The organism is Rhizobium sp. SL86, from assembly GCF_026672545.1.
Lineage (GTDB): Bacteria > Pseudomonadota > Alphaproteobacteria > Rhizobiales > Rhizobiaceae > Neorhizobium.
In genome coordinates this window covers 164,176-190,851 of sequence record NZ_JAPPRJ010000008.1, presented here as the reverse complement: position 1 = coordinate 190,851, position 26,676 = coordinate 164,176, and the positions used below count along the sequence as shown (strand labels likewise).

32 protein-coding genes and 2 pseudogenes are annotated in these 26,676 nt (G+C 60.8%); 11 read left to right on the top strand and 23 right to left on the bottom strand.

Annotated elements, in window-relative coordinates:
- Nucleotides 1–18: 18 nt before the first annotated feature.
- The 7 genes from OU993_RS21815 to OU993_RS21785 all read right to left on the bottom strand — a co-directional run bounded on the left by OU993_RS21815 (nt 19) and on the right by OU993_RS21785 (nt 3,807).
- Nucleotides 19–186 carry a hypothetical protein gene (locus tag OU993_RS21815; RefSeq protein WP_268161014.1) on the bottom strand — a complete coding sequence of 56 codons (168 nt, stop codon included), beginning with the start codon at nt 184–186 and terminating at the stop codon, nt 19–21.
- Entirely contained in the window at nt 183–758 is a 576-nt protein-coding gene (locus OU993_RS21810; protein WP_268161012.1) for a DUF1804 family protein, read from the bottom strand. The genes OU993_RS21815 and OU993_RS21810 overlap by 4 nt, the downstream gene beginning before the upstream one ends.
- Complete coding sequence (locus OU993_RS21805) at nt 748–1,002, bottom strand: hemolysin XhlA family protein (protein ID WP_268161010.1); 255 nt, start codon at nt 1,000–1,002, stop codon at nt 748–750. Before OU993_RS21805 ends, OU993_RS21810 begins: the two co-directional genes overlap by 11 nt.
- Entirely contained in the window at nt 999–1,121 is a 123-nt protein-coding gene (locus OU993_RS21800) for a hypothetical protein (protein WP_268161008.1), read from the bottom strand. The genes OU993_RS21805 and OU993_RS21800 overlap by 4 nt, the downstream gene beginning before the upstream one ends.
- 373 nt (nt 1,122–1,494) lie before the next feature.
- Nucleotides 1,495–2,463 carry a ParB/RepB/Spo0J family partition protein gene (locus OU993_RS21795; RefSeq protein WP_268161006.1) on the bottom strand — a complete coding sequence of 323 codons (969 nt, stop codon included), beginning with the start codon at nt 2,461–2,463 and terminating at the stop codon, nt 1,495–1,497.
- 127 nt (nt 2,464–2,590) lie between these two features.
- Nucleotides 2,591–3,511, bottom strand: coding sequence for a hypothetical protein (locus OU993_RS21790; protein WP_268161004.1), 921 nt, complete (start codon nt 3,509–3,511; stop codon nt 2,591–2,593).
- Nucleotides 3,508–3,807, bottom strand: coding sequence for a helix-turn-helix domain-containing protein (locus tag OU993_RS21785; protein WP_268161002.1), 300 nt, complete (start codon nt 3,805–3,807; stop codon nt 3,508–3,510). The genes OU993_RS21790 and OU993_RS21785 overlap by 4 nt, the downstream gene beginning before the upstream one ends.
- Nucleotides 3,808–3,957: 150 nt before the next feature.
- Between OU993_RS21785 and OU993_RS21780 the strand changes: the two genes are divergently transcribed.
- Complete coding sequence (locus OU993_RS21780; protein WP_268161000.1) at nt 3,958–4,782, top strand: S24 family peptidase; 825 nt, start codon at nt 3,958–3,960, stop codon at nt 4,780–4,782.
- Between the two features lie 65 nt (nt 4,783–4,847).
- Nucleotides 4,848–5,174: a DUF4236 domain-containing protein gene (locus tag OU993_RS21775; protein ID WP_268160998.1), complete on the top strand. Its 327-nt coding sequence runs from the start codon at nt 4,848–4,850 to the stop codon at nt 5,172–5,174.
- Nucleotides 5,175–5,638: 464 nt separating this feature from the next.
- Here the strand turns inward: OU993_RS21775 and OU993_RS21770 are convergent.
- The 4 genes and pseudogenes from OU993_RS21770 to OU993_RS21755 form a co-directional block, all read right to left on the bottom strand.
- Nucleotides 5,639–6,166 (bottom strand): annotated as a pseudogene (locus tag OU993_RS21770) (SDR family oxidoreductase); the annotation flags it as partial.
- 103 nt (nt 6,167–6,269) lie between these two features.
- Nucleotides 6,270–7,202 (bottom strand): AraC family transcriptional regulator, encoded by a 933-nt coding sequence (locus OU993_RS21765; protein WP_268160996.1) that lies wholly within the window; start codon nt 7,200–7,202, stop codon nt 6,270–6,272.
- A gap of 81 nt (nt 7,203–7,283) precedes the next feature.
- Entirely contained in the window at nt 7,284–8,039 is a 756-nt protein-coding gene (locus OU993_RS21760; RefSeq protein ID WP_268160994.1) for a class I SAM-dependent methyltransferase, read from the bottom strand.
- Between the two features lie 365 nt (nt 8,040–8,404).
- A complete protein-coding gene (locus tag OU993_RS21755) occupies nt 8,405–9,328 on the bottom strand; it encodes a LysR family transcriptional regulator (protein WP_268160992.1) in 924 nt (307 codons plus the stop codon).
- Between the two features lie 94 nt (nt 9,329–9,422).
- Here OU993_RS21755 and OU993_RS21750 point away from each other — a divergent pair, with 94 nt between their 5' ends.
- Nucleotides 9,423–10,430 carry a DAPG hydrolase family protein gene (locus tag OU993_RS21750; protein WP_268160990.1) on the top strand — a complete coding sequence of 336 codons (1,008 nt, stop codon included), beginning with the start codon at nt 9,423–9,425 and terminating at the stop codon, nt 10,428–10,430.
- 161 nt (nt 10,431–10,591) lie between these two features.
- On the opposite strand, the gene OU993_RS21745 is transcribed toward OU993_RS21750, so the two are convergent.
- Entirely contained in the window at nt 10,592–10,993 is a 402-nt protein-coding gene (locus tag OU993_RS21745) for an ester cyclase (protein WP_268160988.1), read from the bottom strand.
- A 22-nt stretch (nt 10,994–11,015) separates the two neighbouring features.
- Nucleotides 11,016–11,615 carry a nitroreductase family protein gene (locus tag OU993_RS21740; RefSeq protein ID WP_268160986.1) on the bottom strand — a complete coding sequence of 200 codons (600 nt, stop codon included), beginning with the start codon at nt 11,613–11,615 and terminating at the stop codon, nt 11,016–11,018.
- Nucleotides 11,616–11,738: 123 nt separating this feature from the next.
- Here OU993_RS21740 and OU993_RS21735 point away from each other — a divergent pair, with 123 nt between their 5' ends.
- Nucleotides 11,739–12,104 carry a winged helix-turn-helix transcriptional regulator gene (locus OU993_RS21735; protein ID WP_268160984.1) on the top strand — a complete coding sequence of 122 codons (366 nt, stop codon included), beginning with the start codon at nt 11,739–11,741 and terminating at the stop codon, nt 12,102–12,104.
- Nucleotides 12,105–12,229: 125 nt separating this feature from the next.
- Nucleotides 12,230–13,963: an ArnT family glycosyltransferase gene (locus OU993_RS21730; protein ID WP_268161275.1), complete on the top strand. Its 1,734-nt coding sequence runs from the start codon at nt 12,230–12,232 to the stop codon at nt 13,961–13,963.
- Between the two features lie 41 nt (nt 13,964–14,004).
- Here OU993_RS21730 and OU993_RS21725 read toward each other — a convergent pair whose 3' ends face one another.
- On the bottom strand, nt 14,005–14,907 hold the full coding sequence (locus OU993_RS21725; protein WP_268160982.1) for a flagellin N-terminal helical domain-containing protein: 903 nt from the start codon (nt 14,905–14,907) through the stop codon (nt 14,005–14,007).
- A gap of 221 nt (nt 14,908–15,128) precedes the next feature.
- Between OU993_RS21725 and OU993_RS21715 the strand changes: the two genes are divergently transcribed.
- Nucleotides 15,129–16,283, top strand: coding sequence for an NAD(P)/FAD-dependent oxidoreductase (locus OU993_RS21715; protein WP_326493861.1), 1,155 nt, complete (start codon nt 15,129–15,131; stop codon nt 16,281–16,283).
- Nucleotides 16,280–16,708, top strand: a complete 429-nt coding sequence (locus OU993_RS21710) for a DUF3429 domain-containing protein (protein ID WP_268160980.1) — start codon at nt 16,280–16,282, stop codon at nt 16,706–16,708. Before OU993_RS21715 ends, OU993_RS21710 begins: the two co-directional genes overlap by 4 nt.
- Before the next feature lie 3 nt (nt 16,709–16,711).
- Here OU993_RS21710 and OU993_RS21705 read toward each other — a convergent pair whose 3' ends face one another.
- The 7 genes and pseudogenes from OU993_RS21705 to OU993_RS21675 all read right to left on the bottom strand — a co-directional run bounded on the left by OU993_RS21705 (nt 16,712) and on the right by OU993_RS21675 (nt 21,549).
- Nucleotides 16,712–17,401, bottom strand: coding sequence for an SDR family NAD(P)-dependent oxidoreductase (locus OU993_RS21705; protein WP_268161273.1), 690 nt, complete (start codon nt 17,399–17,401; stop codon nt 16,712–16,714).
- Nucleotides 17,402–17,468: 67 nt separating this feature from the next.
- The gene (locus OU993_RS21700; protein WP_268160978.1) at nt 17,469–19,016 is read right to left on the bottom strand and encodes a cryptochrome/photolyase family protein; all 1,548 of its coding nucleotides are present in this window, start codon (nt 19,014–19,016) and stop codon (nt 17,469–17,471) included.
- 83 nt (nt 19,017–19,099) lie between these two features.
- A complete protein-coding gene (locus tag OU993_RS21695; RefSeq protein WP_268160976.1) occupies nt 19,100–19,435 on the bottom strand; it encodes a hypothetical protein in 336 nt (111 codons plus the stop codon).
- 158 nt (nt 19,436–19,593) lie between these two features.
- Nucleotides 19,594–19,830 carry a hypothetical protein gene (locus tag OU993_RS21690; RefSeq protein WP_268160974.1) on the bottom strand — a complete coding sequence of 79 codons (237 nt, stop codon included), beginning with the start codon at nt 19,828–19,830 and terminating at the stop codon, nt 19,594–19,596.
- Nucleotides 19,827–20,135 (bottom strand): annotated as a pseudogene (locus OU993_RS21685) (DUF2325 domain-containing protein); the annotation flags it as partial. The pseudogene OU993_RS21685 and the gene OU993_RS21690, both read right to left, overlap by 4 nt.
- 224 nt (nt 20,136–20,359) lie before the next feature.
- Nucleotides 20,360–20,764 (bottom strand): FliM/FliN family flagellar motor switch protein, encoded by a 405-nt coding sequence (locus OU993_RS21680; protein ID WP_268160972.1) that lies wholly within the window; start codon nt 20,762–20,764, stop codon nt 20,360–20,362.
- A gap of 206 nt (nt 20,765–20,970) precedes the next feature.
- Nucleotides 20,971–21,549, bottom strand: coding sequence for a hypothetical protein (locus tag OU993_RS21675; protein ID WP_268160970.1), 579 nt, complete (start codon nt 21,547–21,549; stop codon nt 20,971–20,973).
- A gap of 94 nt (nt 21,550–21,643) precedes the next feature.
- Between OU993_RS21675 and OU993_RS21670 the strand changes: the two genes are divergently transcribed.
- The 3 genes from OU993_RS21670 (at nt 21,644) to OU993_RS21660 (ending at nt 24,651) form a co-directional block, all read left to right on the top strand.
- Nucleotides 21,644–23,005 carry an NAD(P)-dependent oxidoreductase gene (locus OU993_RS21670; RefSeq protein ID WP_268160968.1) on the top strand — a complete coding sequence of 454 codons (1,362 nt, stop codon included), beginning with the start codon at nt 21,644–21,646 and terminating at the stop codon, nt 23,003–23,005.
- 17 nt (nt 23,006–23,022) lie between these two features.
- Nucleotides 23,023–24,336 (top strand): NAD-dependent dihydropyrimidine dehydrogenase subunit PreA, encoded by a 1,314-nt coding sequence (gene preA, locus OU993_RS21665; protein ID WP_268160966.1) that lies wholly within the window; start codon nt 23,023–23,025, stop codon nt 24,334–24,336.
- Between the two features lie 138 nt (nt 24,337–24,474).
- A complete protein-coding gene (locus OU993_RS21660) occupies nt 24,475–24,651 on the top strand; it encodes a hypothetical protein (RefSeq protein WP_268160964.1) in 177 nt (58 codons plus the stop codon).
- A 66-nt stretch (nt 24,652–24,717) separates the two neighbouring features.
- Here OU993_RS21660 and OU993_RS21655 read toward each other — a convergent pair whose 3' ends face one another.
- Entirely contained in the window at nt 24,718–25,611 is an 894-nt protein-coding gene (locus OU993_RS21655; protein ID WP_268160962.1) for a helix-turn-helix transcriptional regulator, read from the bottom strand.
- A gap of 157 nt (nt 25,612–25,768) precedes the next feature.
- Between OU993_RS21655 and OU993_RS21650 the strand changes: the two genes are divergently transcribed.
- Nucleotides 25,769–25,963, top strand: a complete 195-nt coding sequence (locus OU993_RS21650) for a type II toxin-antitoxin system VapB family antitoxin (RefSeq protein WP_268160960.1) — start codon at nt 25,769–25,771, stop codon at nt 25,961–25,963.
- A 7-nt stretch (nt 25,964–25,970) separates the two neighbouring features.
- Here the strand turns inward: OU993_RS21650 and OU993_RS21645 are convergent, their stop codons facing one another.
- The gene (locus OU993_RS21645; RefSeq protein ID WP_268160958.1) at nt 25,971–26,486 is read right to left on the bottom strand and encodes a helix-turn-helix domain-containing protein; all 516 of its coding nucleotides are present in this window, start codon (nt 26,484–26,486) and stop codon (nt 25,971–25,973) included.
- Between the last annotated feature and the right edge of the window lie 190 nt (nt 26,487–26,676).

Below are 26,676 nucleotides of genomic sequence, written 5' to 3'. Positions count from 1 at the left end.
GCTATTGGCGCGTTCCACTTATCGCGTGCCAGCTGTCTCCCGAACTGCCTCCGCCTTCGCCTCCTCCAGCGCAATCGCCTCATCAAACCAGAACCCGAACTCATCTTCGGCCATGGCATCGAGCGTGGCGGCATCCCAGCCCCGCTCGATCATGAACAGGTGCTGGACGGGCGCCGACAGCCTCAATGGGCTGTCACGCCGTTTCCCTCATCACCGTCTTCGGTTTCAGCACCGCCGTCCTTCCCGAACACTTCGCCGATGAGCTGCAGCACGTCGCCGGCCGGCACGAGTTCGGCGAGATCGGTGATGGTCAGCTTCTCGCCCTCGAACATCACCGCCTCTGCCACAAAGGCGGCCTGGGCTTTGGCCGTGTCCCCCTTGGCAATGCGCTGGGCACGCATCCAGAGGCCATGATTGATCCAGTTGGGCATCTTGGTCATGGCATCCGCCAGCGCGACCAGGTGCTTCACCTTCTGGTCCATGGTCAGCTCGCCATTCTTGATCTCCTCAAGCAGCGCCTGGGCCATGATCATGAAGTCTTCGACAACGGAAGAAACGACGGTTTCGATACCTTCGCCTGCGATGATCGAGGCGGATCGTGCGAGGTCCCAATCATCGCCAGCGGCTTTGGCGGCCTTCTTCCAGCGTCCGAATGTCGCCTGGGAGATGTTCAGCGCCAGGGAGATCGTCGCACCAGTCATGCGGCGATAGACGTAATCGGAGCGCGCTTTGCGGCGGGTGTCCTGCTCATTGGACATTGAGGCCTCCCTTGATGACGAAGGCAACCAGCGCACCGACAAGGCCCGTCACCACAAGCCACACCACGCGGCTCGTGTTCGCCTCGATCTGAGAAAGGCTGTTCTGCATATTCTTGGCCCGCTCGGCAGCAACCGCCTCCGAAAGCTCAAGCTGGCTAACGCGCCCTTCGACACCGTCGATCCGCGTATGGGCATTATCGACCCTCTGGGCGATAAGGGCAGGGAAACCCGGAATTTCAGTCACGGAAGGTCCTTCGTATTGGCAGCGTCGATGGCTGCGACCGCAGCGGCCCGCCGCGCTTCGCAGATGTTTCGGGCGGCACGGTCACCCGCCCAGCCGTTAAAAACTTCGGCCTGCGTCATGTCCCGGTCGGGCTTGGACGAAAGCGGCGGACAGGCCTTGCGCGCCTCTGGAGCCAGATCGATCGTGATCGGCGCCCGAACAAGGATCGGTGCCTGCCTGTTAGTCGGGGATCTTCCGAGCTTTCAGACGTCCATTTGTAGAGCATGTCGGCTGAGACCTTCCGGCCGAGGAAGTCGCTGATCCGTTGCGCCACCGCCTCCCGGCTAAGGCCTTGCTCTTCGCGAGCATCGCGAAGAGCATGCGATATCAGCCTCGCAATCTTGGCATCCAGCCGTCCGCGACCGACCACGTCGGGGCTGTAGCCTACGGCCACTTTCGGCGGCTCCCAGGTAAACAGATCTTTCGTGAGGGGGTCGCGGCGGCGGCTCATGATCAGATGCGTCCCCGACGCTTCAGGGACGCAATGATCCGCTCTTCGTGCTCCACGATGACGCTATCCAGCTCGTGGTCTTCCAGCCTGCCGAGGAACTTCTTGAGGGTGGCGATACCTTCCTGAAGGTCGTCGATGCGAGATCGATCGCCAATCACGGCGGCTACTGGTTTGGCCAAGGACTGGACGCCCTTGCTGACGCTGATGATCTTCTTCTCGGTTGGCGTCAGGGCAATGCCGGTTTCGAGCCGCATGACAGCCTCGGAAATGGTCGCGACCGAGGGAGGATCGGCCAGCACCATGTCCAAGACCTTCGCCTGATCAGCGGGCGATTGTTCGGACAGCTCTTTCAGGCCTGATTGATGATCCGCGAGCCAGCTTCCGGCAGCACGCTTGCGGCTATCGGGCGTGAGGTCGGTCCAGAGTTTGACGGCGAGTTCGATGGACCGGCGCGATAGACCGATCTTTTCCGCCGTCGCTGCTGCAAAACCCAAAACTTCGGAAGCGTCAGCATCAAGACGCAAATTTTGCGTTTTGATCTCCGACTTACGATCGCCTCCATGCTTTTTTTCCGGGTGCAGCCGCTCATAAACCTGTTTCAGTTCGTAGAGATGCTGGGCGCGATCGAGCTTGGTCAGATCAAAACGGCCAAGGTTTTCCATCACCTCTTCAAGGCGGGCCTCGTCGTCGGTGTCCGCAGCGGAAATGGTGATCGGGATGGCATCCCATCCCAGGAGCCGCATGGCTTCCAGCCGCTTTCGGCCAGCAACCAGGCAATATCTGTTGCCGATGATGCGAACACGAATGGGATGGATAAGGCCTGCGGCAGCAATAGCGGGCGCAAGAGCGGCGGCTTCATCGGGATCAAAGGAACGCGCGCGATTTTCGGGAATGTCGATCCAGGCAAGGGGTACGCTTTGCGCTTCCGAGTTGCCAACATCAGAGATAGTGGGCGTCTTAGTTTTGGTCATGCTGAACCTGTGATGCAAAAATGATGGTCAGCGGAGCCGCCGCGAGGGGTATACGGCGACCCCGCTATTTCCCGCCGGACGCAAGACCGGATCGGCAGGCGAAGGTCTGAAGGTCGAGTTCGAGCTATCAGGACTGAGGGGCCGGCCCGCAGGGCATGCGAGGAGCATTCGCGCCTTCCATTTCATCGGCCATCATCCGCAACATGCGGGCGGTCGTCGCCCGCGCAGATTGCTCGATCTGCCGGCTCAAATGGATGATGTTTTCTTCCAAAAGGCGCCCCGCTGCTGCCTGCATGGCGAGAATGGCAGGAGCCGGTCGGATCTCTGTTTTGTTGACGACCGCAGTCGACAAAGGCGGCGCAGATATCAGGGCGGAGAGGATCTTCTGCCGCGTGATTTCCGGCCGCGATGGCATTCCGGTTTCAGGATGCTGTGTCAGGACATCCGCCGCGACGCTTTGGCGTGGCTCGGTGCCGATCGTTTCCGCATCCGCAATGAAGGTCTCGGTGACATCGATCTGCCGTGCTGGCCGCTCCACCTGCCCCGCACGAACTGCCCCGGCATAGGCGACGAATTGCTTCCATTGCGGCTCGCGATGACCGATGGCCCGCATCGCCTCGAAGAAGAGATCGAATGTCTTCTCGTCCTCGGCATCCTCATCGTTAGAACCCGTCGAGGCTTGAACCTCGTCCCAGAGCTCCGACAAAGCCGGCATGGCGGCAGCAGGTAAGGTCTCGAAATAGCTCTGCTCCGACGCGGAGATCGCCATGTGTGCGTCCGGAAGCACCGGGCGTTCGATCAGCCCCGCCTGCACGCCGGCAATCCAGCGCTTAAAATGCGCTCGGGCCGGCGCATCGGCACCCGTGGAATTCAACTGTGACACGAAGGTGGAATAGGCGGCGGGCACGCTGAAGCCTGGGGCGATGGCTTCGTCATAAAGGCGTTGGGTGGCCGAAATGGCGGCAATCGGCAAGTCGTCAAAGAACGGAATTGAAACGGCAGCGTTCCTGTCTGAGGCGGGGCGCTTGGCTGACAGGATCGCGGTCATGCCGCCACCTGCATGTCAGAGGCAGAGTTAGATTTTTGACTTTCTAACGGTCCGTATTTCAAGCTATCGTAAATGCGAGTGGTGGTCTTGGGATAGCGTTTCGGCCACAGCACTTCAGGCCTGATGCCGATGAACTCGGCAATGATGCCCTCGTTGATGCTGTTGGGACGGGTCCAGATATTGCGGAAAGAGCTGGGATTGCGGCCGTTGCGAAGGGCGAGCTGTTCGAGCGTCATTCCGCGTTCGTGGATTTCGCAAAGGATCCTCTTCGAGGTCCAGGCGATGGCTTTGCTCATACGACTAACTCCTGATGGAAGCGGGTGCTGCAACGCCCGCTTTCTTTCGGTTGATTTTGGACAATCGCGGCCTGCCGAAGCAGGCTGCAATAAACAGATATGCCCAATTGGGAATTTCGTCAATTCCCAATTGGGCATAGGAGCGCGATAGTGACCGAAATTGAGGATGAGCACGAACGGCTGTTCCGGGAACATGTCCGTGACGCGATCCAGGCTGGCGGCAAATCTGGTGTGATGTCGGTAAAGACCGGCATCCCGGTCGGCACGTTAAACAAGTACGTGTCGCTGCGCTCCGCGCCCTCGGCCATGAATGCGCTCAAGATCGCGCGTGCAATTGGTCTGACTCTTGAAGAGTTGGCCGAAGGAAAACAGGTTTTAGGGGCGGAGGGTGACTCGCGTTACGTGACCGTGGACCATGGTGATTCTTACGAGGCACGTGACATTCAATCCCTTTATTCTGGCGTCATTCCGCAAGAGCTTCAGGGAGAGCATCATCGCTCCACGAGTGGAGGTCGTGCGTCAAAGGAAATTGCACAGTCTCAGGAGTTAGTTTACCTGCCGACGTTCGACGCAAGAGCATCTGCAGGTAACGGCTTGGTCGCTTCAAGCGAAGCTCCGGTTGGGGAAATGGCGTTCGCGAGAAACTTCTTGCGCAATCTGGGGGCAAATCCGGACTTCTGTTATGTGCTTGAGGCGCGTGGCGATTCAATGCATCCCACCATTCCAGATGGCGCCATGCTTATAGGGGATGCATCGCAAGTTATCGTCGATGACGGTCGAATTTACCACTTCAACGTCAATGAACGCGTACTCGTCAAACGCGCGCGGTGGCGTTTGGATGGCCGACTATATCTGACTTCCGACAATGCGGCGGCCGGCTACCCTGATGAATCGTTCGACGCTGATAGAGTTAGTGAATTGTACGTCGGGGGACGTATCGTTTTTGTGGGGCACGCGCCGCTGCCGACGCACTAGTGAAAGCAGTCGATGTTGCGGAAAACCCGGCCATAGGGACGTTGAGGGGGTGGGAGGAAAATAACATGGCATTTAAGTTTCGCAGAACGCTGAAAATTGCGCCAGGATTGCGCCTGAACCTGACACATCGTGGTGTATCGGCAAGAGTAGGGACCAAAGGTGCCGGCTATACCGTCAATACGAACGGCAGCCAGCATGTCAGCGCGGGTGTCCCAGGCACGGGCGTTCACGTCAGCAAGCAACTGACACCTGGCAGAAAACGGAAGCATAAGTCTCTGCAGACAGCAGATGAGGGTTCCGCTTCGCCGTCCTTTGGTCGGATCGTTCGGACAGGCTTCTTCATGGCCCTCGGAGGGTTGGTCGTCATCATTGTGCTGGCCATGGTGAAATAGCACGCTGGAAATTTGCAGGATTGATTTTTGCCGTTCGGACCTCAGATCACCGCATCACGCGCAAGCCACAATCGAAATGCGTTTGAATTCAAAGGTGTGCGGCAGGTCCGAACGGCATAAGGCAGGTCCGAACGATTTTCGGACCTGCATCCTCCGCCATGCCAATCTTAACTGCGAAACCAACCGCAGGTCCGCATTCAGAAAGAGGCGTCGCCGGATGAAAACATCCATGCGGACAAGCTTCTCCGCAGATAGGCGAGCATGAAAGCCTTTTGTCACAACTCTGCTAGCGAAACGGCAGATAGTGCGCGAACCATGCGCGATTTCGTCTGTACTTCGGCGGCCTAATTTCATCACAATCCGACGGTCAAGCATGGATTTGACGCCGAATAGTAATGCATATCAATTAGATAACACATTGTGCGAGATCATCGACTCTGTGCCAAAGGTAACACCCCCCTACACGTCGTCGGTCCATAACCCGGCTCCACCAGCTTCGCCCGGACATTGAAGTGGCCCAGTTCATGCGCGAGCGATCCGGTGAAGCCCTCGATCGCCTGTTTGCTGGCGGTGTAGGCGGCCGCCAGCGGCATGGCGGCCAGCGTCACGCTCGACGTCACGTTGACGATCACGCCGGACCGGCGTTCACGCATGTGCGGAATGACCGCCTGGCACATCGCCATGACGCCAAACGTGTTTGTGGCGAAGACCTTGCGGATATGCGCCATGGGTGTCGCCTCGAATGCGCCAACAACGCCGATGCCGGCATTGTTGACCAGCACGTCGATCGGCCCGGCCGCCGCGACCGTTGCCGCAATGCTCTCGTCACTCGTGACGTCGAGCGGCAAAAGACGCAGCTTCGGAGAACCAGGGAAAAGGCTTGCATCGGGCCGGCGCATCGTGGCGATGACAGTCCACCCTTTGTCGAGAAAATGCCGCGCCGTCTCCAGGCCGTAGCCAGAGGATGTGCCGGTAATCAGGATCGTTTGCATGGGTACCTCCATTCGTTTCGGATGGTTCCCTGATAGCCCTGATCCGCGGGACGACCTATAATTCAGGATCCGTAATCATTGTCCAACCGTCCAGAATGGCACTCTAGCGCGCGCCCTGGTCTCGGGCATGATCACCACAAGCGTTGATCCGGGCGAATTGACCCGGCGGGCAACCCAGCCGCTTGCGGAAGGCCGTGCTGAAGGCGCTGGCGGATTCATAACCGATCTCATCGGCAATCCGGTCAAGTGTCTTGGCGCCCCGCAGCAGCGCGTCCTTCGCAAGAGCCATCCGCCAGCGGGCCAGATATTCGATCGGGCCACAGCCGAGCGCCGCGCCAAAGCGTGCCGCAAAGGCGGAACGCGATTGCCCGGCGATGCGGGCAAGACTGGCCACCGTCCAGTCGCCGCGCACATCGGCGTGCATGGCCGCAAGCACACGCGCCAAAGCCGGATCACGCATGCCATGAAGCAGGCCGACGTGGTCATTATCCATCGTCTTGCCATGCGCGCGAAGGGCCTCGATGAGAAGAACTTCCAGCATACGTTGGAGGATCATGTCCTTGCCCGGTTCGTCGCCAAGACATTCCTCCGCAATAAGATCAATCAGCCGACCGAGCCGTGCCGATCGACCCTCGGATGGCGGCACATGGATCATGCGCGGCAACAGGGCGAGAAGCAGCGGCGCATTCGCCGTTTCGATGCGAAACGTGCCGCCCAGCGCAACGAAATCCGCCTCGCCCTCCTGATCTCCGTGACGAACCGGCGCATCCATCGGCTCTGTCGGGGTCCCGTCCATGCCGGGACGACTGCTGAGCGTGAAGGCGGGCGTTGTGGGCAACAGCAGAAAGGCGCCTGTTTCAAGCTTCAAGGGCGTCTCGCCCTCAAATGTCACCCAGCACACACCTTTCAGGATGATCGTGAAACCGGGGGCATCATGGGCTGCATAGCGCGCGGCCCATACGCCCCGACCGGAAATGGGCTTGGCGATGGCGGTGTTCGGCCGAAGCAATGCAATCACATCACCGAAAGGGTCCATGCGGATGATCCAAGATATTATTCCGATAATGAGTTATCGATCGTCCAGGTCGGCACGTCCAGTGCCGAATGGCGTGGTTGATCAGATCTTGCGATAGGTAAACATGCTCGTCTGATAAGGAAAGGAAACCTCACCGCCCTTTGAGAGTTCAGGGGTTCGCGCAATCAGCGCCCGCACCTGGTCTTCGACGTGGTCCTGTTGCTGCTGAGGCAGGGCAGCGATGAAACTGACGGACAATGTGCGTTTGACAATGACCTGTTCTGCCGGACCAACATGCGCGTTGCGGGCATGACGTTCCTCTATGAATTCAAATCCGGGAGCGGGAAAAACGCGGCGCCATTCCCCCGTCACATAGCGGGGCGTATGTCCCTCCCAGATGTCGGTGATGGCGGACAAGTCAGCGACCCATGGCACTGTCTCGGCCCGGCCGTTCCAGATGAGCCCCAGCACGCCACCTGGCGATAGAACCCGTCTGATCTCCTGCAAGGCGGCGGCATGTGCAAACCAGTGAAAGGCCTGCGCGCAGACGACGGCATCAACGGAGGCGTCAGGCAAAGGGATGGCTTCCGCCGAACCGGCCAGAGCCTTGATCTCCGGAAACTTGGCCGTTAGCTGCGCGCGCATGGCATCGATGGGCTCGACGGCAAGCAGCGTTCCTCCGCATTGCCGCAGCAGGGGCACGAATTTTCCGGTGCCGGCCCCCAATTCCAAGACCGTCCGACCGGGTCCGATACCCACACTGTCGCGCAACCAGTTGAGCGCCTCGGGCGGATAGCTCGGCCGACCACTGACATAAGCCTGTGCACCGGTCTTGTAGCCTTCAGATGATGTGTGCATTGCGATAGCCTTTGCCGGCTGAAGTTGGCTTCATCTTTTCGGGCAGACTTCACCGTTTCGCTCCACCGGGTCCCTTATGCGTTTGAAACAGAAGGCATAACAGGGGACGCGCTTCTGGGGTGGGACAACGGCTCTCGGCGATTATTCCTGCCCGTGAATACATGCGACCCGCTTTTGCAGCATCCGCAGCTGCCAATCCGGGTGCGTTGCGTTCTGCAGACGCTTTGCCAGATGAATTGGGCTTAAAGGAGGACGGCGGCGTAGACACAGTTCTCGTCTTCCCCCGCCACGGCGCGCCATTTCGCATTTTTGAGCGCACACGATCAGTGTCGCAAGAAACGCAAAAGCCGGGCGAAAGCGGCAGTCTACGGTTTCATCCCCCGCAGACATCTGAGGCCTTCGACGACGAGATCGCGCATGAAGCGGTGGGCCGGGGCTTTGTCGCTCGCCGCATGCCACATCAGCATCAGCTGCGCAGGCGCAAGGGCGACCTCTTCTGGAAGCGGACGGACGGACAGATTGAAATGCTCCGCAAACCGTTCCGCCACCTGGGTATGGACGGTTGCGATCATCGGGGCATGAGAAACGATGGAAGGCACCGTCAGCAGATGGGGCGTTCGCAGAGCGATATGAGGCCACACGTCCAGACGTCCCAGCGCATCGAGAACCGCGTCTCCATCTGGTCCCTCGACCACCAGCATCGGAAACCGTCTGTAGTCATCAAGCGTCATCGTGTCACCGATCGCGACCAAAGCGGCATTAAAGACCGTGTGATAACCTTCGTGATAGATCACACGTTGTTTGTGGTAACTTCGCCCGCCGGCGAAGGTGCCGATGGCGAGATCATAGACGCCCGTTTCCAGACCATCGGCGACATCGACCCCGTCGATGGGGATCAATTTGAGCGTCACGCCGGGCGCCTTTTCCAGCAGCAGGGCCGAGACGGCCGGGACAAGGATGGCTTCAGCGCTGTCGGTCACGCCCAGTCGAAAGGACATTTGCGCCGTTGAAGGGTCAAACGGCATCTGCTCCTCAAATAACATGCGGATCTTGCGCATGGTCGCACGCAGTTCGACTTCGAGACTGATGGCCTTTGCCGTCGGCACCATGCCGCCGGCACTGCGCACCAGCAATTCGTCCCCCAGAAGGCGTCGAAGGCGCGCCAGATTATGGCTCATGGCGGGCTGGCCGAGAGAAAGACGCCGCGCCGCGCGCGACACATTTCTTTCCTCCAGAAGGGCTTCCATCGAGATCAGCAAATTGAGATCGATGTTCGCAATATCAGCCACGTCAATTCCCCTCATGCTCTGGATCGATTTGATTGATGAGGAGCATGGCGTAACGTCAGGGTCAAGCGTCGAATTTTCACCAAGGAGCTCGCTCATGACCCATTCGCTATCCCGTCGCACCCTTCTCAAGAGTGCCCCAGTCGCAATCGTTGGAACCACGTCTGCCGCCCTCCTGCCCGGCCAGGCCGCGGCGCAAGCGAAGTCGGCCGCCGAAGCCGCGGCGCTACGCGATGCCTACGGGGACTGGAGCGCGGTTACCTATCTTTCCCTGGAATGCCAGAAGCAGCGCACCGCCAATGAACAGGCCGTGCGCACCAGCCCTTATGCGCCCTTCCTCGATACGGACCTTTCGGTCCCGTCGGCCGCCGCAAAGGCCATCCAGTTTGGCCCGCTCGCTCCCGGCGAGGCGCCGTCACCGAGTGCACAGAACCTCAACCGCCTGCTCGACCCGTCCTTTAAGACAAAGGACAATGGTTATGCCGTGCTGGATGGGCAGATGGCCTATGCGCAAAGCCGCATTGTCATGCCCGGCGTGACCACCGACATGTTCAAGTGGTGGTTCACATGGCACCCCGTCGAAAAAGAACGCTACATGCTCTGGTTTCCCCAGGCGCATATCGACACCAGCGTCGCCGACCCGGCCCGCCTGAAGGATACCTCGCTGAGCTACGAAAAGCGGCTCTTCAACAACCCCAATCGCATCCAGGAATGGATCGGGCCGAGCCGTCTCGACGCCATCATCCATTTCTCCGAACCGGCAGTGCTCGGCTTCGACGCCCAGGCCCTGGCGCGGGAAGGGTTTACCGCGAGCGCCAGCGCCGTCTGCTATGCAACACCGGCGCCCGATATCCCGTTCACGCTGATGGTCCACATTGCCCGCGATACGAGCGCCGGCATGGAACTGCTGAGCCGCTACTGGATCGGAGCCCATCCGGACATGGCCCGTTTCGCCAATGCGGAAAAGGCTCCGGCAATGCTGCAAAAGATCGGGTTCAACGAGCAGGTTGTGGAATCGACGGCCTATGAAATGTCGGTGCACGACATGACAGAGTTCAACCACCTCGCACGCATTTTGCCCGGCATTTATCGAGCATTTGGCTGACGGTGGCGAGAGCCGACCCGGGCACGAAGCGGGCCGGCCTGCTGAGGATCGTGGCAGCGCCGGCCGTTTCGGCGGCGGCGATCGCCGCCTTGTGCCGGACGAAACCTCGGCCGGCACAAGGCCTGTCGGAACGGACCAGTGTGTGCGTCCAGGGCTGACGCTTAGCTGATCTGCCCCATGATGCGCATCATGTTGAGAATGCCCCAATGCGCGGTTATGAATGCGCCTTCTACCTTCAGCACGTCGATGACATCGAATGTCACCCGGCGTCCGGTCGGCGCAAGGCCGTTGAACGGGCCGGAATGGGTGACGGTATAGGTCTTGCGGGTGGTGACGAGATCGCCTTCCACCGTCTGGAAATCGATCACACAGGCCGGTTCCGAAAAGGACGCGTGAAAGGCACGGTAAAACTCACGCACGCTGTCGCGGTCCGGCGCAAACCCTGGCGCCGGTGTGTGGTCGATGAAATCCGGATGCATCAGGGCATCAAAAACGGCGTAATCGCCGCCGACCTGTACGTCCTCGATCAGCTTTCGCACGATCGCCTTCTTGTCTTCTTTCATGCTGTTTCCTTTCCTGGGAGCATTAAAGGGGAAATGTGCCGTGGAAGGCCAGGTCGAGGACCGGGCGGCGCGGGCTTGGGCTTTCGCGGCCGCGCAGCGCTTCGGGCAGTTGATCGGCATCTGCGCGCCTGCCAACCGCAATGACCACCTGCATGGCATAGCCTTCGGGCATTTTCAGCGCGGCAGCAGCCTTTGCCGGGTCAAAACCGCCCATGGCATGGGTGGACCAGCCGTTCAGATGCGCCTGCAGGGCAAAATGGCTCCAGGCCGCACCGGCATCGAAGGCATGGCCAGGATTGGGCACCTCCGTCTCGCTGCCCGGTAGAACGAGGGTGGTCTTTGTGGTGATGGCGATCAACGCAGCCGCGTGTTGCGCCCAGCCCCGGTTTCCCTCCCAAAGCGCCGCAATCAGCGCGTCAAACTGAGGCTCGCCGCGAAAACTGTAGACGAAACGCCACGGCTGGGCATTAAGTCCGGACGGTGCCCAGCGCGCAGCCTCGAGCAGACCCAAAAGGTCATCCCCCGACATCGTCTCCGTGCCGAAGGCCCGCGGCGACCAGCGATCCTTGAAGAAATCCGCGATCGGGTGGTCAGCCACGCGGGTGTTGTTGTTTACATCCATTCCTGAACCTGCTCTCATCTGGTTACCAACGGCGCGAAATTATGAAGCGGCAAAGAGCCGCGCAAGAAAGGGAGCGAGAAATTACCTGGTAACCGCGCGGTAACCGCTCGCTTGAAGAACCTGATGGAAACACTGGAAAACAATCTTGAAAATTGCCCGATACGCGATGTGCTGCACCGGGTGTCCGACCGCTGGAGCATGCTGATCATTCTGCATCTGGAAGGCGGGACGCTGCGCTTTTCCGAGATCAAACGCTGCATTCCCGACATCTCGCAACGCATGCTGTCGCAGACGCTGCGACGGCTGGAACTGGACGGCCTCGTCGAACGTCGGGTCTACCCGGTCGTGCCGCAGCGGGTGGAATACGAGCTCAGCGCGCTTGGCCATTCCCTGCTGGTGCCGTTCCACCTGATGAAGGACTGGGCCGAAGCCAACCACGCCGCGATCCGCCAATCCCGATCAGCCGGCCGCCCGAGCACGCGGTATTGACTGCGCCGCGCAATCCGCGGCCGTATGACAGACGTTTCACACACGAGCAGCGCTCTTGCCATTGACTTTGCCGATGGCGCGGATTTGTGTGCGCCGCAGTCAATTCCGGCGATCCGTCATTGCCGGTGCTGAATGAAACGGCGGACGAGATGATGGTCACGGTAGAACCTGCGGGACAGAAGGGGCAGTCGCCCGATGCGGCGCCGGCGCATTCCGGAACAGGTTCCCACCTCCGCCATCTCGCAATCCTGCTTCTCGTTTCCTTGTGCGTGCTGCTGCCCGGCCTCAGCCTCTTGCCGCTGACCGACCGCGACGAGGCACTTTACGTGCAGGCAAGCCGGCAAATGATGGAGAGCCACAACTGGGTCGACATCCGCTTCCAGGACAATCCGCGTTACAAAAAGCCGGTGGGGATCTACTGGCTGCAGGGCCTGACGGGCCTTGCGACCGGGCACGGTGAAACGAGCCCATTGTGGGTCTACCGCCTGCCCTCGCTGCTGGGGGCGCTCCTCGTCGGCCTTTTCACCTACGGCATCGCCAACCGTCTGTCCGGTCCGAAAGCCGGGCTCATCGCCGGGCTTTTTGCAGTCACCACGGTGGAACTGGCGCTCGAGGCGCGCATTGCTAAGACGGACGCGATGTTGTGCGCCACCATCGTCGCCAGCCAGTTCGCCCTCATCCACGCCTGTCTCGATCCGGAACGCAAACAGGTCTTCTGGCGCAATGCGCTGTTCTGGCTCTCGCTCGGGCTCGGCATCCTGATCAAGGGACCGATGGCGCCGCTGATCATCGGCCTGACGGGGCTGGGCATCACGCTGACCGAAAGGTCCTTTTCGCTGCTGCGATCGCTGTCGCCCGTGCGGGGGATGCTCGCCATGGCGGCGGTCGTGCTGCCCTGGCTGATTGCCATCGGCGTGATTTCCGGTGGCGATTTCTTCCGCGAATCGCTCGGCCGCGACGTTCTGGGCAAGATCGCCACGGCGCAGGAAAGCCATGGCGCGCCGCCCGGCACCTATCTTCTCGTCGCGCTCGGCACCTTCTGGCCGCTTTCGGTGTTTGCCTCGCTCGCTTTTGTTTTCGCGTGGAAGAACCGGCGCGAAAAAGCCGTGCAGTTCCTGTTTTACTGGGCCGTACCCGCCTGGCTGGTCTTCGAGCTGACGGCGACAAAACTGCCGAATTACGTGCTGCCGATGATGCCGGCGCTGGCGGTGCTTTCCGGCGTGGCCCTGACGCAGGGCGGACTTCGCCGCGACACCTGGTGGTTCCGGTTCACCTATTTTGGCATGGCGGCGGGCGGCCTCATCCTCGGCATCGGCCTGAATGTCGCTCTCTATCACCTGCAGGGCCATGTGAGTTTTGCGGGTGTGGCGCTTGGCCTCTTAGTGGCGGCGGCCGGCATCGTCGCCTGGCGCCTGTTCCTCGCCAACCGGCTGATGCCCGGACTTGCCGCCATGACGGTGAGCGCCGGCCTTGCTTATGCCATGGCCTATGCCGTGCTTTTGCCGCAGGCGCGCGATTTCTGGCTCTCCGACCGGATTGCCGAGGCCGTGGCATCGGCCCGCACCTGCACTGATCCGCAGATGATCGTCGTCGGTTATGCCGAACCCAGCATCGTTTTCCGGCTCGGAACCCGCACCCGGCTGGTGGATGGGCCGCAGGCGGCGGCACTTTTCAGTGAAGCCGACTGCGCCGTCGCCGTGGTGGCGGAGGAAAACAGCGCCGCCTTCCAGACGGACCTGGCCCGCCGCGGCACCCCCGTCTCACCCACAGCGACCGCCATCGGTCGCAATGTCAACGGCATGAAGCTGAGGACCATGCAGGTTTTCGCCAAACCGCAAAACGCCGTGGCATCGCGATAACCGCAGCGCCCCGGCGATGGGGTGACCGGATCGCCGGTCGGTTACTGCAGCAGTTGCAGAATGTTCTGGTTGGCCGAATTGGCAATCGACAGCGCCTGGGTCGCCAGTTGTTCTTGCGTCTGCAGCGCCTTCAGCCGCGTCGACACCTCGTTCATATCGGCATCCACCAGGTTGCCGACACCGGAATCGATGCTGTCCATGAGGCTCTCGGCGAAAGTGCTCTGGATCGTCAACCGGTTCTGCAGGGCACCCAGCGTGGCCGCACTGTCGATCACCCGTTCATTGATGACATCGACATAGGCGATGTAGCTCTCCAGCATGTCCGGATTTGCCGCGACATCGATATCGAGCAGGGCCTGCCCGTTCGTCTCCGGATCACTCGGATCGGCCTGGAGGAGGCCGCCACCCTGTGTGTTGAACAGCGAGGTCTCGGCAAACTCGACCGACATGGTACTGACGGACACGCCATTTTTCTCGCGCGAAAAGGAGGCGATGAGATCGGTGCGGTTCTGCGCCGGATCCGACAGGTCGATATCGGTGTTCAGCCAGTTCACCTCGTTGAAGCTTGCGGATTGAGCGATCGAGAGGATCTGTTCCTGCAATTGCGTCACCTCCTTCTGGATCTTGCCGCGATCCACCCCCTCGCCCTTCGCCGCGACGATCTTGGACTTCAGGTCGTCCAGCACATCGATCACCGACTGCATGCCCTCATATGCCACCCCGACATTGGCATCCGACAGGTTGAGGGAATCGACAACGACGGAAATGGTCTTGTTGTCGGAGCGCATGGTGGTCGCGATCGACCAATAGGCGGCATTGTCGTCCGCCGCATCGATGCGCATGCCGGTGGATGTCGCCGATTGCGCATCGAGCATGTCACTCGAGACACCGCGCAGGGACTGGAGCGCAGAAATTGCGCCCGCATTCGTGAGAATACTGGTCATAGTTCGTCCGAGAATCAGGGGTGGGGGCTTGTCATAAGCGGGCGAAGAGGCCCTGATCTGATCCACTGATGGTTAATGCCGAGTTAATATCGGATAACTGCGTTAATATTTGAGAAACCATATATTTCAATGACCTGGTAAACATTGGGTCCGTCGAGACCGCTCTCGCCGGTTGATCCGCACGGCCGAAGGGCGCGTAATGTCGGTTATGTGAAACATGCGTGACCCATGCCAAAGCAGACACCGAAAAGCCTGTTGCCCACAAAGACCTGCCCGGCCTGCAGCCGCCCCTTCAGCTGGCGCAGGAAATGGAAACGGGATTGGGAGCAGGTCAAATACTGTTCGGAGCGCTGCCGCAGATCGAAAGGAAGCAGCTGATGGGACAGCCGAAAATCGCCATCATCGGCGCTGGAATGTCCGGCGTCAGCCTGGCGCGAACCCTTGCCAGCGCAGCAGACGTGACCATCTTCGAAAAGAGCCGCGGGCTTGGCGGACGCATGGCGACACGCCGGCGCCCCGAGGCGACTTTCGATCACGGGGCGCAATATTTCACCATCCGCGATCCGCGCTTCCATACGGCTCTGGAAGAGGTTTTGGAGCGCGGCGTGATCCAGACCTGGGATGCGTCCCTGATGGAAACCGATGCGAGCGGCGCCATGAAACGGCTGGAAGACCGCTCGCCCCGTTTCGTCGGAGTTCCCGGCATGACGGCGCTGTCGCGCGCGCTGGCCGATGGCCTTGCCGTGCTCTGCAGCCTGCCCGTGCAATCCGTCGAAGGAGAGCCGGGCGCCTGGTATCTGATGACCCAGACCGGGCCTTTCGGCCCCTTCGACTGGGTGATCTCCTCGGCACCGGCACCGCAGACCGCCAAACTCATGCCCTTTGATCAGAACGAACGGGAGGCGCTGGCGAAAGTAGAGATGAACGGCTGTTTCACGCTGATGATCCGCCTGCCGGATGGGGCCGCCCTTCCTTTTGCGGCAAGCCGGGTCGATCATCCCGTCATCAGCTGGATCGCCGCCAACAACAGCAAGCCGGATCGAGATCCGGCACCGACGCTTGTCGTGCATGCCGAGAATGGCTGGTCGGACCGGCATCTGGAGGTGCCACCGGAGGCGGTGCGCGATCTGATGCTGGAAGCCTGCCAAAACCTCTATCCGACGATCGGCTGGCAGGAGGCGCTGTCGATCGACCTTCACCGCTGGCGTTATGCCAATGTGGCGCGACCGCTCGGACAGCCCTTCCTTCTCGATGCGGGCCGGCAGATCGCTGCCTGCGGCGACTGGTGCCTCGGCAACCGGGTCGAAGCGGCATTTCTAAGCGGCACAGCCCTCGCAGAAGCCCTGCAATCAAAGTTCGCCAAGGTGTTCTCATGACCCTTTCGTCTCGCCCGCTGACCCAGGCCCTCACTTATGCCGGCGCGCTGCCGTTTTTCCTGCTGCTTCCGCCGACGCTGGCGATCCTGGAGCCCTTCGATGCGCTGCGTGGTTTCCTCGCCTATGGCGCAGTCATCGCCTCGTTCATGGCTGGAACCCTGTGGGGCATCGTGCAGGGCCGGGAGACCGCCGCCGTCGGCCAGCTGATTGCCAGCAACGTGCTTGCGCTTGCCGCCTGGGCCACGTTGCTGATCGAGCCCGGACGCGCGGCGCTGACCGTCCAGCTGGTCATTTTCGCGGCACTTCTTGCGGCCGATCGAAAGCTCGCCTCCGCCAATCTGGAAAAACCCTGGTATTGGACCCTCAGAACACGGGTGACGGCCCTCGTCTGTATCGCCTATCTCGCGAAGATCATTCTCGTCTGAGGCCTAGAACTCGATCGGCTGACCATCATAGGCATAAAAGCGCCCCGTCTCTGCCGGGCTCATCCGGTCGAGAACCGCAAGCATGTTACGGGCGCTGACGGAAGGCTCCGTGCGTTCGTGGTTGCCGGAGTATTTTTCCGACAACGAGGTGGCGACCGTCCCCGGATGCAGCGCCAGAAGCACGCTCTCCGGATGGCTGCGGGCCAGTTCGATCGAGGCGGTGCGGACGATCTGGTTCAGCGCCGCCTTGGAGGCGCGATAGGAGATCCAGCCGCCCAGGTGATTGTCGCCGATCGAACCAACACGGGCCGACAGGAAGGCCATCAGCGCCCGTTCGCGTTTCACAAGCTTCGGCGCAAAATACTTGGTCACCAGCGCGGTGCCGACGGCGTTCAAAGAAAACTGCTTCATCATCGCCTCACCGGAAATCTGCCGCAGCGATTTTTCCGGGCCGATGCCATCGATGGTGAGCCCGCCGGTGGCGCAGAAGATCAGGTGAAATTCGCCGGAGACCGCGCTGGCGGCGGCCGCCACACTCTCCTCGCGTGTCACGTCCAGGCCACCGGCACTGCGCGACAGGCGGAGAACCTCGCCGCAGTTGTCGTCGGCCTCGATCACTTCGGCCATGGCGCTGCCGATACCGCCGCTCGCACCAATCACCAGAGCACGATAACCGTGCGGCAGGGATGTCATCAGGCTCATGGGCGGCTCCTCCGTTGATCTGCAAGGTTTTACGCATAAAAGCCGCGACCGGTTTTCCTCACACCCGCGCGCCGGCCTCAAGTTTCGCGAGAAAACGGGCGGCACTGGCACGATAATCCTGCCGCTGGGCCTCGCTCATCCGCCGCCAGGTGGCATAGGGTTGCGCCAGGCGCCGGTTGCCCGACAGTTTTTCGCCGTTGCGATCGAGAAAATCCCAGTAGAGCGCATTGAAGGGACAGGCGCCCTCGCCCGTCTTCTTCTTCACGTCGTACCGACAGCGGCTGCAGTAGTCCGACATTTTCGAGATGTAGTTGCCGCTCGCCGCATAGGGTTTCGACCCCAAAACGCCGCCATCGGCAAACAGGCTCATGCCGATCACGTTCGGCAGTTCCACCCATTCATAGGCATCCGCATAGACTTCCAGATACCATTCATGCACCTGATGCGGATGAAGCCCGGCAATCAGCGCAAAATTGCCGGTCACCATCAGCCGCTGAATGTGGTGGGCATAGGCATGGTCGATCGTCTCGCCGATCACCGTCGAAAGGCAGGCCATGTCCGTTTCCGCCGTCCAGAAGAAGTCCGGCAATGGACGCTGGGCGTCCAGAAAATTGCTCTCCACATAGTCCGGCATCTTCAGCCAGTAGACGCCTCGCACATATTCCCGCCAGCCGATGATCTGGCGGATGAAACCCTCCACGGCATTGAGCGGCGCGCGGCCTTCCAGATAGGCGCGCTCGGCCGCCCGGCAGACGGACATCGGATCGAGGAAACCGATATTGATGTAGAAGGACAACAGCGCATGGTTGAGGAACGGGTCGGAAGAGAGCATCGCATCCTGCGTCTCGCCGAACTGCGGCAGGTGATCCGCCATGAAGGCATCCTGCAAGTCTTCGGCTTCGGCCCGCGTCACCGCAAAACCAAACCGGTCGAGCCGGCCGATATGGCTGGAAAACCGCTCTTCCACCAGCGCCAGCACCTCCTGCGTGATCGCGTCGGTGCTGACGCTGCGCCGTCTGGGCCGCAGCAGGTCGGGTTTTGCCGGCTTGCGGTTCTCCGTGTCGAAATTCCAGCGGCCGCCGGCCGGCTGGTCGCCCTCCATCAGCAACCCCGTCTTGCGGCGCATCTCGCGATAGAAGAATTCCATCGTCAGTTCCTTGCGCCCTTCCGCCCAGGCGCGGAACTCGGCATGGGAACACAGAAAGCGCGTATCCGGCCGGATTTTGACCGGACGGGCCAGAAGCTGTCCCCAGCCTTTCATGTCCTCCAGCACCCGCCATTCGCCGGGCTCCGTCACGATCACCGTCTCCGGCTGCAGCGCCTCGGCGGCCCGGCGCAGTTCGCCGCTGAGCGAACCAGCATTGTCGGGATCGTTCAGGCGCGTGTAACGAACGGTAAAGCCCTGCGCACGCAGTTCGTCGGCAAAGTGCCGCATGGCGGAGAAGATGAAGGCGATCTTCTGTTTGTGATGGCGCACATAGGTCGCTTCCGCCATGACCTCCGCCATCAGGATCACGTCGCGCGCCGGGTCGGCATCAGAGAGGCTGGTAAGCGTCGGGCTCAGCTGGTCGCCGAGGACAAAAATGAGATGGCGGCAGGACGGCATGGATCAACACACGGCACGAGGGATATATCACCCCGTTACGGCGGATCGCCGCCCGTGGATTGCCGTTCTGCCCTGCGCGGACGTCAGTAGCGGATGCCGTCTTTGTCGTAGGTCCCGACGATCTTCTGGGCGGAGGCGCAGAACGCTTGCGGATCCGCCTCGAACTTCTTCTGGTTGTCGCTCACCATCGCGCGGGCCTGCAGGCGCCGCTTCTTTTCGCCCCAGTTCAGGGAGTTGGCGAACCGGTCCATGCCGAGCCGCAGTTTTTCAGCGTCAAAATGAAGGTTGCCGCAATTGTCGTTTGCCACGATAAAAATGGAATAGGCTGCAAAATCGACGAGCGGTTTGCGCCCGCTCTCGACAGCGCCGGCCGGGCCGGCGAGCGCCGCCAGAATGAAAAATGCTAAGGTCCGCCGCATGGATCATGTCTCCGCTGAATGTGATTATGCGTCAGCAGCGGCAGATGTTCAATTCTGGTTTAACCCGTCGGTTAAAGAGCGGCAAAGAGACTCGCCCGAAGGCAATCTTGGCACGGCGCGATGTGCCGGAATGGTACGCCCGCGCTGCAGATCCCCGGTCAGGCGCGCCGCAGCGGGATCACATCCGCCGGCTTGCCAACCTCATCGACACGGGCGTCCGCCGCCGGCGGGCGTGTGCGGCCGATCGGAAACCGCACGATACCGTTTCCTTCCGGCAGTTCGTCCGGACGGCGGGTCAAAAGATCGTAGAGTTCCGGCACAAGGCCGTCACCGTTCTGCTGGGCAAGCTTGTGCAGGCCAATGAAAAGGGTGGCGTCGCGGCGATCATCGCTCATCGTGTGGCATTCCGTTCCTGCATGGTCTGGAGCGCACGCTCCAGGCTGGATTTCGATCCGTTGCGCAAGGGGATGAAGGCCTTGGAGAACTTCTTGCAGCCGGTCTTCACCCTCAGACACGCATCATGGCTGATACAGTCGATGGGGCAGAAGACGCAGTCCACGGAGGGAAGCAGCGTATCGATGCGCGAGACTGCCTCTCTCAAACCACCGTCGTGATGGATCAGTTCCGCGCCAAAATTGTTGGCGATTTCGCGCAGGTGCGCCACCTGGCAGTCACGTCCGCCGACATAAAGAAAGCTCTTGACGCCCCTGCTCTCCTCGACCTTTTCGACACGGTCCACCGGTCCCGGCTTGCTGGATGTCTTGCGCTTGTCCTTCTTGGCCACGGCTCGTTTTTCCCTCGTTCGCGAGTCTGCCCTTGCGGGTCTGTGCGAGCCGGACCATAGATAACATGATAAATTGAGTAAAGAATAAACTTGAGGGAATCCATCATATTTTTTGCTGCAGCCGATCCGCCGGTGCCACCTCAGACCTGCGGTGCGATGGAGACGAGCCGGACCCCGATCAGATTGTCGAAATCATCCGCCACCAGTTCGGCATACCCGATGGACTTGCCGTTGACCTGCAGTTCGACCGGTTCGCCAAAGCGCGTATTGAGGCGGAAGCAATCACCCGGACCGGCATTCATCAGCTGCGCGACCGATAAACGAGCCCGCCCGATGACCACCTGGATCTCGACGGGGATGTCGTTGACGCGCGGATTGGCATGGCCAGTGTGCCCCTGCCCCTCGCCCGACCGCAAAGCAACCGTCTCGACCGGCATGCGCACCTCGCGTATCGGCGTCGAAAGATCCGCGGAAAAGGCAGGCGCGTGTCCGTCCCTTGTCCCGCTGGAAAATCCCGCCAGCGTCTCGTCGTCCTGATCGTGCATGATCACACCTCACGTTTCGGGTTAAGCGAAACGCGCTGTTACGGCTCTCGCGGGAAACGACCAGCCGAAGCCCGCATCAGGGTAAACGGAACATTAACATCCACGATCGAGGGCGCAGAACGATGCCCGCCCCCGCCTTGCCGGCGTCACGAAACGGGAAATAGACGCCGGTTTCCCGCCGCCCAACACGGATCAGGCGCGACGGATCAGTTGTGGTGGCGACGTGTGATTCTCTGCTCGATGGCCGGCGCACAGGCGCCTCGCATGCGCTTCAGCGTGCTGAGCGGAAAGGGGATGCGGGCCAGTGCATCGACGAAAGCGGGGCTTTCGCGTTCCGAAAAGCCAACGACCATACCGCCGTCATGAATATTGCGCTTGGCACAGGTAATAAAGATCTCGCGTTCGCCAAGGCAGAGATAGAAATGGTCCGACAGGTGCTCGATCATGCTCGACTGCAACAGCGCGCCCTTGTCGGTGATCCCGACGATGCGAACCTGCATCGTTGCGAACGTCTTCAACCCGGCAACAGGATAGACAGCACGCGCGACCAGGTTGACCTTGCGAAACTGTGCCTCTTCCTGCGGTGCAGGCGCGTAATACTGCGAAAGATAGTGACGAGTCTTCTGCGGGTTGGCCATGGTGAATGCCCGAAAATCATACGTTAACGAATTGTTAGCCATATAATTCAGGCCAAAGGTCAACACAAGCGGGCAAAGGCTGCAATCGCCACAACCAATGGCGCAAAAAAGGCCGATATCCCCCTCAAATTGTGAGGGCTTGACCAAGCGCAAATCCAAAATTTGACCGATTGATAAAAATTTATCCCGTGTTACGCTTCCTCAGTTGCGTAAGAATTCCATGATAAAAGAGGGATGCAACATGGACAGACTGGGAAGCGGTATTGCGGGCGGTCGTCTTTCGCCTGCAGATTACGAGACGAATTTTTCCGACCTTCATCCGCGCTTCGACAGGCATGAAGCGCTGGTGGCTTCCGACAGATGTTATTTCTGTCACGACGCGCCGTGTATGACGGCCTGTCCCACCGCCATCGATATCCCGCTGTTCATCCGGCAGATATCGACGGCCAATCCGCTCGGTGCCGCCCGCACCATCTTCTCGCAAAACATTCTGGGCGGCATGTGCGCCCGCGTCTGTCCCACCGAAACGCTGTGCGAAGAAGCCTGCGTGCGAAACACGGCGGAAGACAAACCCGTCGAGATCGGCCGGTTGCAGCGGTATGCGACCGATATCGCCATGGACCAGGGCCGCCAGTTTTTTCATCGCGCGGCGGAATCCGGCAAGGTCATTGCCGTGGTTGGCGCCGGTCCGGCGGGCTTGGCTTGCGCCCATCGCCTGGCGATGAATGGCCATACGGTGGTCGTCTTCGACGCCCGCGAAAAAGCCGGAGGCCTCAACGAATACGGCATCGCCACCTACAAGGCGACCAACAATTTTGCCCAGAAGGAAGTGGAGTATCTGCTCGCCATCGGCGGCATCGAGATCCGCACCGGCATGGCGCTCGGCCGGGATTTCTCGCTGTCGGATCTGACCGCGCAATATGACGCGGTGTTCCTCGGCCTCGGCCTTGCCGGCGTCAACGGTCTCGGCATCGAAGGCGAGGATCTCTCCGGCGTCGAGGATGCGGTGGATTTCATCGCGGCGCTTCGCCAGGCCGACGACAAGGCAAACGTGCCGATCGGCCGGCGCGTCGTCGTGCTTGGCGGCGGCATGACCGCCATCGACGCGGCCGTGCAGGCAAAGCTTTTGGGCGCCGAGGAGGTCACCATCTGTTATCGCCGCGGCAAGGACCAGATGAACGCCTCCGAATACGAGCAGGATCTCGCCGCCTCCAAGGGCGTGCTGATCCGCCACTGGCTTTCGCCGAAACGCATCCTCGGCCGCGATGGGGCCGTGGCCGGCATCGAGTTGGAATATACGGCCCTGCGCGACGGTCATCTGACCGGCACCGGAGAAATGGGCGTCATCGCCTGCGATCAGGTGATGAAGGCGATCGGCCAGTCCTTCCGGGCAAGCGGTCTGGGCGCACTGGCCATGGACCGCGGCCGCATCGTCATCGACGAACACTGTCGCACCTCCATGGACGGCGTCTATGCCGGGGGTGACTGCACCAGCCGCGGCGAGGACCTGACCGTGCAAGCCGTCGCCCATGGCCGCGATGCGGCAGACGCCATTCATCTTGCCTTTGCTTCCGCCGGTCAGCCGGCTGTGGCTGTCGCTTGAGAACGGGAGGATGAACCATGGCTGATATCAGAAACAACTTCGTCGGCATCAAGTCGCCCAACCCCTTCTGGCTGGCCTCTGCGCCGCCGACCGACAAGGCCTACAATGTCGAGCGTGCCTTCAAGGCGGGCTGGGGCGGTGTCGTCTGGAAGACGCTCGGCTCGGAAGGTCCGCCGGTCGTCAATGTCAACGGCCCGCGCTACGGCGCGATCTGGGGCGCCGACCGCCGTCTTCTCGGCTTGAACAATATCGAGCTGATCACCGACCGCCCGCTTCAGGTCAACCTGCAGGAAATGAAGCAGGTCAAGATGAACTGGCCGGACCGCGCGCTCGTCGCCTCGATCATGGTGCCCTGTGTCGAGGAAGAATGGAAGGCGATCCTGCCGCTGGTGGAAGAAACCGGCGCCGATGGCATCGAGCTCAATTTCGGCTGTCCCCATGGGATGTCGGAACGCGGCATGGGATCGGCCGTTGGCCAGGTGCCGGAATATATCGAAATGGTGGTGCGCTGGTGCAAACAGTACACCCGCATGCCGGTGATCACCAAGCTGACGCCGAACATCACCGATATCCGCAACCCGGCGCGTGCCGCAAAACGCGGCGGCACCGATGCGGTTTCGCTGATCAATACGATCAACTCCATCACCTCGGTCGATCTCGACAATTTTGCCCCGATCCCAAGCGTCGGCGGCAAGGGCAGCCATGGCGGTTATTGCGGCCCGGCGGTGAAACCGATCGCGCTCAACATGGTCTCCGAAATCGCCCGCGATCCGGAAACCTACGGCCTGCCGATCTCCGGCATCGGCGGTGTGACCACCTGGCGCGATGCGGCGGAATTCCTGGTGCTCGGCGCCGGCAACGTGCAGGTCTGCACCGCCGCCATGACCTACGGCTTCAAGATCGTTCAGGAAATGATCTCCGGCCTTTCCGACTGGATGGACGAGAAGGGCCACCGCTCGCTTGACGACATCTGCGGCCGCGCCGTGCCGAACGTCACCGACTGGAAGTACCTCAACCTCAACTATGTGGCCAAAGCCCATATCGACCAGGACGCCTGCATCAAATGCGGCCGCTGCCACATCGCCTGCGAGGACACCTCGCACCAGGCGATCACCAGCATGGTCAATGGTGTCAGGCACTTCGAGGTGATGGAAGACGAATGCGTCGGCTGCAACCTCTGCGTCAACGTCTGCCCGGTCGAAAATTGCATCACCATGGTGGGGCTAGAACCCGGCACCCTCGACCAGCGCACCGGCAAGATCGTCGATCCGACCTATGCAAACTGGACCACGCATCCGAACAACCCGATGGCGCAGGTGGCTGCGGAGTGAGGGGATTGAGATGGGGCGGGGCACGCGGGTGCCCCCTCCCGGGTTTGCAGACTGACTTCCGTTATTCACACATTCCAAGATAAAGTGTTCCTGCCCTACAAGTTCGTGTAAGTGAGGAAATAGAAAGCTGGAGATTTGATGCGCACCGGCTTGAGATACTTTGCAACCGCCCTCGTCTTGATCGTTCTCCTGGGGGCTGGCCTCGGCGGAAAAATTCTCGATGCTCTCAACGATCACATCGACCGATGCGCGGACGAAACATCGGGGCGCTACATCTGGGACAAGAAGGATCGGGAGATCGCCTGCAAGCAATAGCAGGCAAGCGATCCGGCTTTAGGCAAAGAGGCGGATTTGGACCACCCGGCAAGGGCGAGACAACCCTCACTCCTGGCAACGCCGCCGGTACGCCGATGGTGAGATCCCCATGCGCGACTGGAAGAGCCGGGAGAAATAGGCCGCATCGGCAAAACCGCAGAGCCGGCTCACCTCAGACACCGGCAGCGTGGTGTTCTTCAAGAGATCCCGTGCCTTTTCAAGCCGCCGGCGCATCAGCCATTGATGCGGCGTCATGTGGAAGGAGCGTTTGAAGGCCCGCACGAAATAGGTCTGCGACAGGCGGCAGTGATCGGCGGCGGCCTTGATGGAGACGGCATCGTCCTCGCTGGCGGCCAGAAACTCGAGCGCAACCCGTTCCTGCCAGGGCGCAAGACGGCTTGCGGCAAAGATGCGCTGCTGCCGGTTGCCATAGGTTGCGGCAAGGTGCGTACAGAAGGCGAGCGCGATCTGGTCGAGCAGCAGCGGGCTTCCGCCCTGGTCTTGAACAACGGCCGCAAGCATGGCCTGGCTGAGCGAGGTCACGGTCAGATCGGACACGTTCTGCCCGGGCGCCAGCACCAATGTCTCCACCGCCGTTCCGTCCTCCTCTTCGAGCAGGCCATTGATCAGCGATCGCGGCAGATGGAAGTTCAGGCAGTCGAATTCCGACCGCAGATTGGCCTGCCACTGCCGCCGGTAGTCATAGAAGGTAAAACTGCCGCCGGGCATCATCTGCGTTGGAACGTGAGCGCCATCCACCCAGAGATCACCGGCATAATCGCGGTTCTGGTAGGCAATCAGGAATGCATCCTCCAGGGCATGCGGATCCGTCAAACGATCATCGGCGGCAAAACCGACGGAGATACGCGCCGCCGTAAAGCGGCCACGCTGCAACTGCGCCGCAAAAACCTGGCGGTTATCCGCCTCACGGATGAAGTCAGAACTCTCGTTGTGCGCCATGGGGGTATCTCATCGCCGGCAACTGTAAGTAGCCAGCTTGCGCCGCCAAGTCCAGACAGGAAGGAAAACAGCCGGTCCTGGTCTTGGTGGACAACACCGGAGCATCGCATCTTGCACCGAGCGGTGATAATTTGATGCCCGGACAAGGGAGCACGGGATGCGGACCACGATCAACCTTGACGACCATCTCCTTGAGCAAGCCCGCTCTTTGACAGGAACTCATCAGACCGCAGTTCTTGTTCGGCAGGCGCTGGAGATGCTGGTCCGCATCGAGTCCGGCAACCGTCTTATCGCGCTGGGAGGCTCCATGCCCGATGCCGAAGCCGCGCCCCGAAATCGCAACGAGGGATGACATCGCCTCACCCCAACCTGCGCAACTCATCCTCCTGCGCCACTCTTGCCGCGTCAGGCATGCGCTCGATTACCCGCAAATAGGCCTCGGCGGCGCGATCCGGGCGGCGCTTGCCTTGCTCCCAGTTTCGCAGGGTTTCGACATCGATGCCGTAGGTGAGCGCGAATTGCTCCTGCGTCAGCTTCAACTCCGCGCGCAAGGCAGTAATATCAACCGGGCGCGCGGCAACGGCCTTGGCCGTAAAACCGCAATCGGCGATGATAGCGGCGAAGGCCTCTGCGTCCCGCAAGCCGGGAACGACAAATGTCGCCTGCCCCGTCTCCATGGCCTTCTCCACAGCCCGCTTGGCCGTCAGCATGGTCATGCCGTTCTCTACCAACAAGCGAACGACCGTGATGGATTTGATTGCCGCAACAGCAGGATCAAGATGCAGGGTGACGACGGCGCGCGAACCGGATTGGCCGGGGGTGACGACCTCGACCGGCCCCAGTCGTTCGAAACGCTCCCTCAATGACGATTTCATCGCACCGCATCTCCTTCATCACCAGGTCGGCCAACATCCGCAAACGGGAGGGGCCAAGTTGATTGGGAGAAATATCCTCTCCCTGCACATGCAATCCAGCCAAGCAAAGCAAATCACTGTCCAGGTGTGGCTCGCACATCAGAGAGAAGGTGCCGGCGGGCGTCTGAATGACCACCGTGCACACCGGATG

Coding starts and splice junctions, on each gene's coding strand:
- OU993_RS21745 (WP_268160988.1), bottom strand. CDS start 10,993: ATGAAAGAAGACAAGAAGGCGATCGTGCGAAAGCTGATCGAGGACGTA.
- OU993_RS21680 (WP_268160972.1), bottom strand. CDS start 20,764: ATGCACGATCAGGACGACGAGACGCTGGCGGGATTTTCCAGCGGGACA.
- OU993_RS21740 (WP_268160986.1), bottom strand. CDS start 11,615: ATGGATGTAAACAACAACACCCGCGTGGCTGACCACCCGATCGCGGAT.
- OU993_RS21690 (WP_268160974.1), bottom strand. CDS start 19,830: ATGAGCGATGATCGCCGCGACGCCACCCTTTTCATTGGCCTGCACAAG.
- OU993_RS21725 (WP_268160982.1), bottom strand. CDS start 14,907: ATGACCAGTATTCTCACGAATGCGGGCGCAATTTCTGCGCTCCAGTCC.
- OU993_RS21735 (WP_268160984.1), top strand. CDS start 11,739: ATGGAAACACTGGAAAACAATCTTGAAAATTGCCCGATACGCGATGTG.
- OU993_RS21710 (WP_268160980.1), top strand. CDS start 16,280: ATGACCCTTTCGTCTCGCCCGCTGACCCAGGCCCTCACTTATGCCGGC.
- OU993_RS21670 (WP_268160968.1), top strand. CDS start 21,644: ATGGACAGACTGGGAAGCGGTATTGCGGGCGGTCGTCTTTCGCCTGCA.
- OU993_RS21760 (WP_268160994.1), bottom strand. CDS start 8,039: ATGCACACATCATCTGAAGGCTACAAGACCGGTGCACAGGCTTATGTC.
- OU993_RS21695 (WP_268160976.1), bottom strand. CDS start 19,435: ATGCGGCGGACCTTAGCATTTTTCATTCTGGCGGCGCTCGCCGGCCCG.
- OU993_RS21705 (WP_268161273.1), bottom strand. CDS start 17,401: ATGACATCCCTGCCGCACGGTTATCGTGCTCTGGTGATTGGTGCGAGC.
- OU993_RS21790 (WP_268161004.1), bottom strand. CDS start 3,511: ATGACCGCGATCCTGTCAGCCAAGCGCCCCGCCTCAGACAGGAACGCT.
- OU993_RS21775 (WP_268160998.1), top strand. CDS start 4,848: ATGGCATTTAAGTTTCGCAGAACGCTGAAAATTGCGCCAGGATTGCGC.
- OU993_RS21800 (WP_268161008.1), bottom strand. CDS start 1,121: ATGACGCAGGCCGAAGTTTTTAACGGCTGGGCGGGTGACCGTGCCGCC.
- OU993_RS21795 (WP_268161006.1), bottom strand. CDS start 2,463: ATGACCAAAACTAAGACGCCCACTATCTCTGATGTTGGCAACTCGGAA.
- OU993_RS21655 (WP_268160962.1), bottom strand. CDS start 25,611: ATGGCGCACAACGAGAGTTCTGACTTCATCCGTGAGGCGGATAACCGC.
- OU993_RS21645 (WP_268160958.1), bottom strand. CDS start 26,486: ATGAAATCGTCATTGAGGGAGCGTTTCGAACGACTGGGGCCGGTCGAG.
- OU993_RS21660 (WP_268160964.1), top strand. CDS start 24,475: ATGCGCACCGGCTTGAGATACTTTGCAACCGCCCTCGTCTTGATCGTT.
- preA (WP_268160966.1), top strand. CDS start 23,023: ATGGCTGATATCAGAAACAACTTCGTCGGCATCAAGTCGCCCAACCCC.
- OU993_RS21750 (WP_268160990.1), top strand. CDS start 9,423: ATGACCCATTCGCTATCCCGTCGCACCCTTCTCAAGAGTGCCCCAGTC.
- OU993_RS21810 (WP_268161012.1), bottom strand. CDS start 758: ATGTCCAATGAGCAGGACACCCGCCGCAAAGCGCGCTCCGATTACGTC.
- OU993_RS21650 (WP_268160960.1), top strand. CDS start 25,769: ATGCGGACCACGATCAACCTTGACGACCATCTCCTTGAGCAAGCCCGC.
- OU993_RS21785 (WP_268161002.1), bottom strand. CDS start 3,807: ATGAGCAAAGCCATCGCCTGGACCTCGAAGAGGATCCTTTGCGAAATC.
- OU993_RS21765 (WP_268160996.1), bottom strand. CDS start 7,202: ATGGACCCTTTCGGTGATGTGATTGCATTGCTTCGGCCGAACACCGCC.
- OU993_RS21700 (WP_268160978.1), bottom strand. CDS start 19,016: ATGCCGTCCTGCCGCCATCTCATTTTTGTCCTCGGCGACCAGCTGAGC.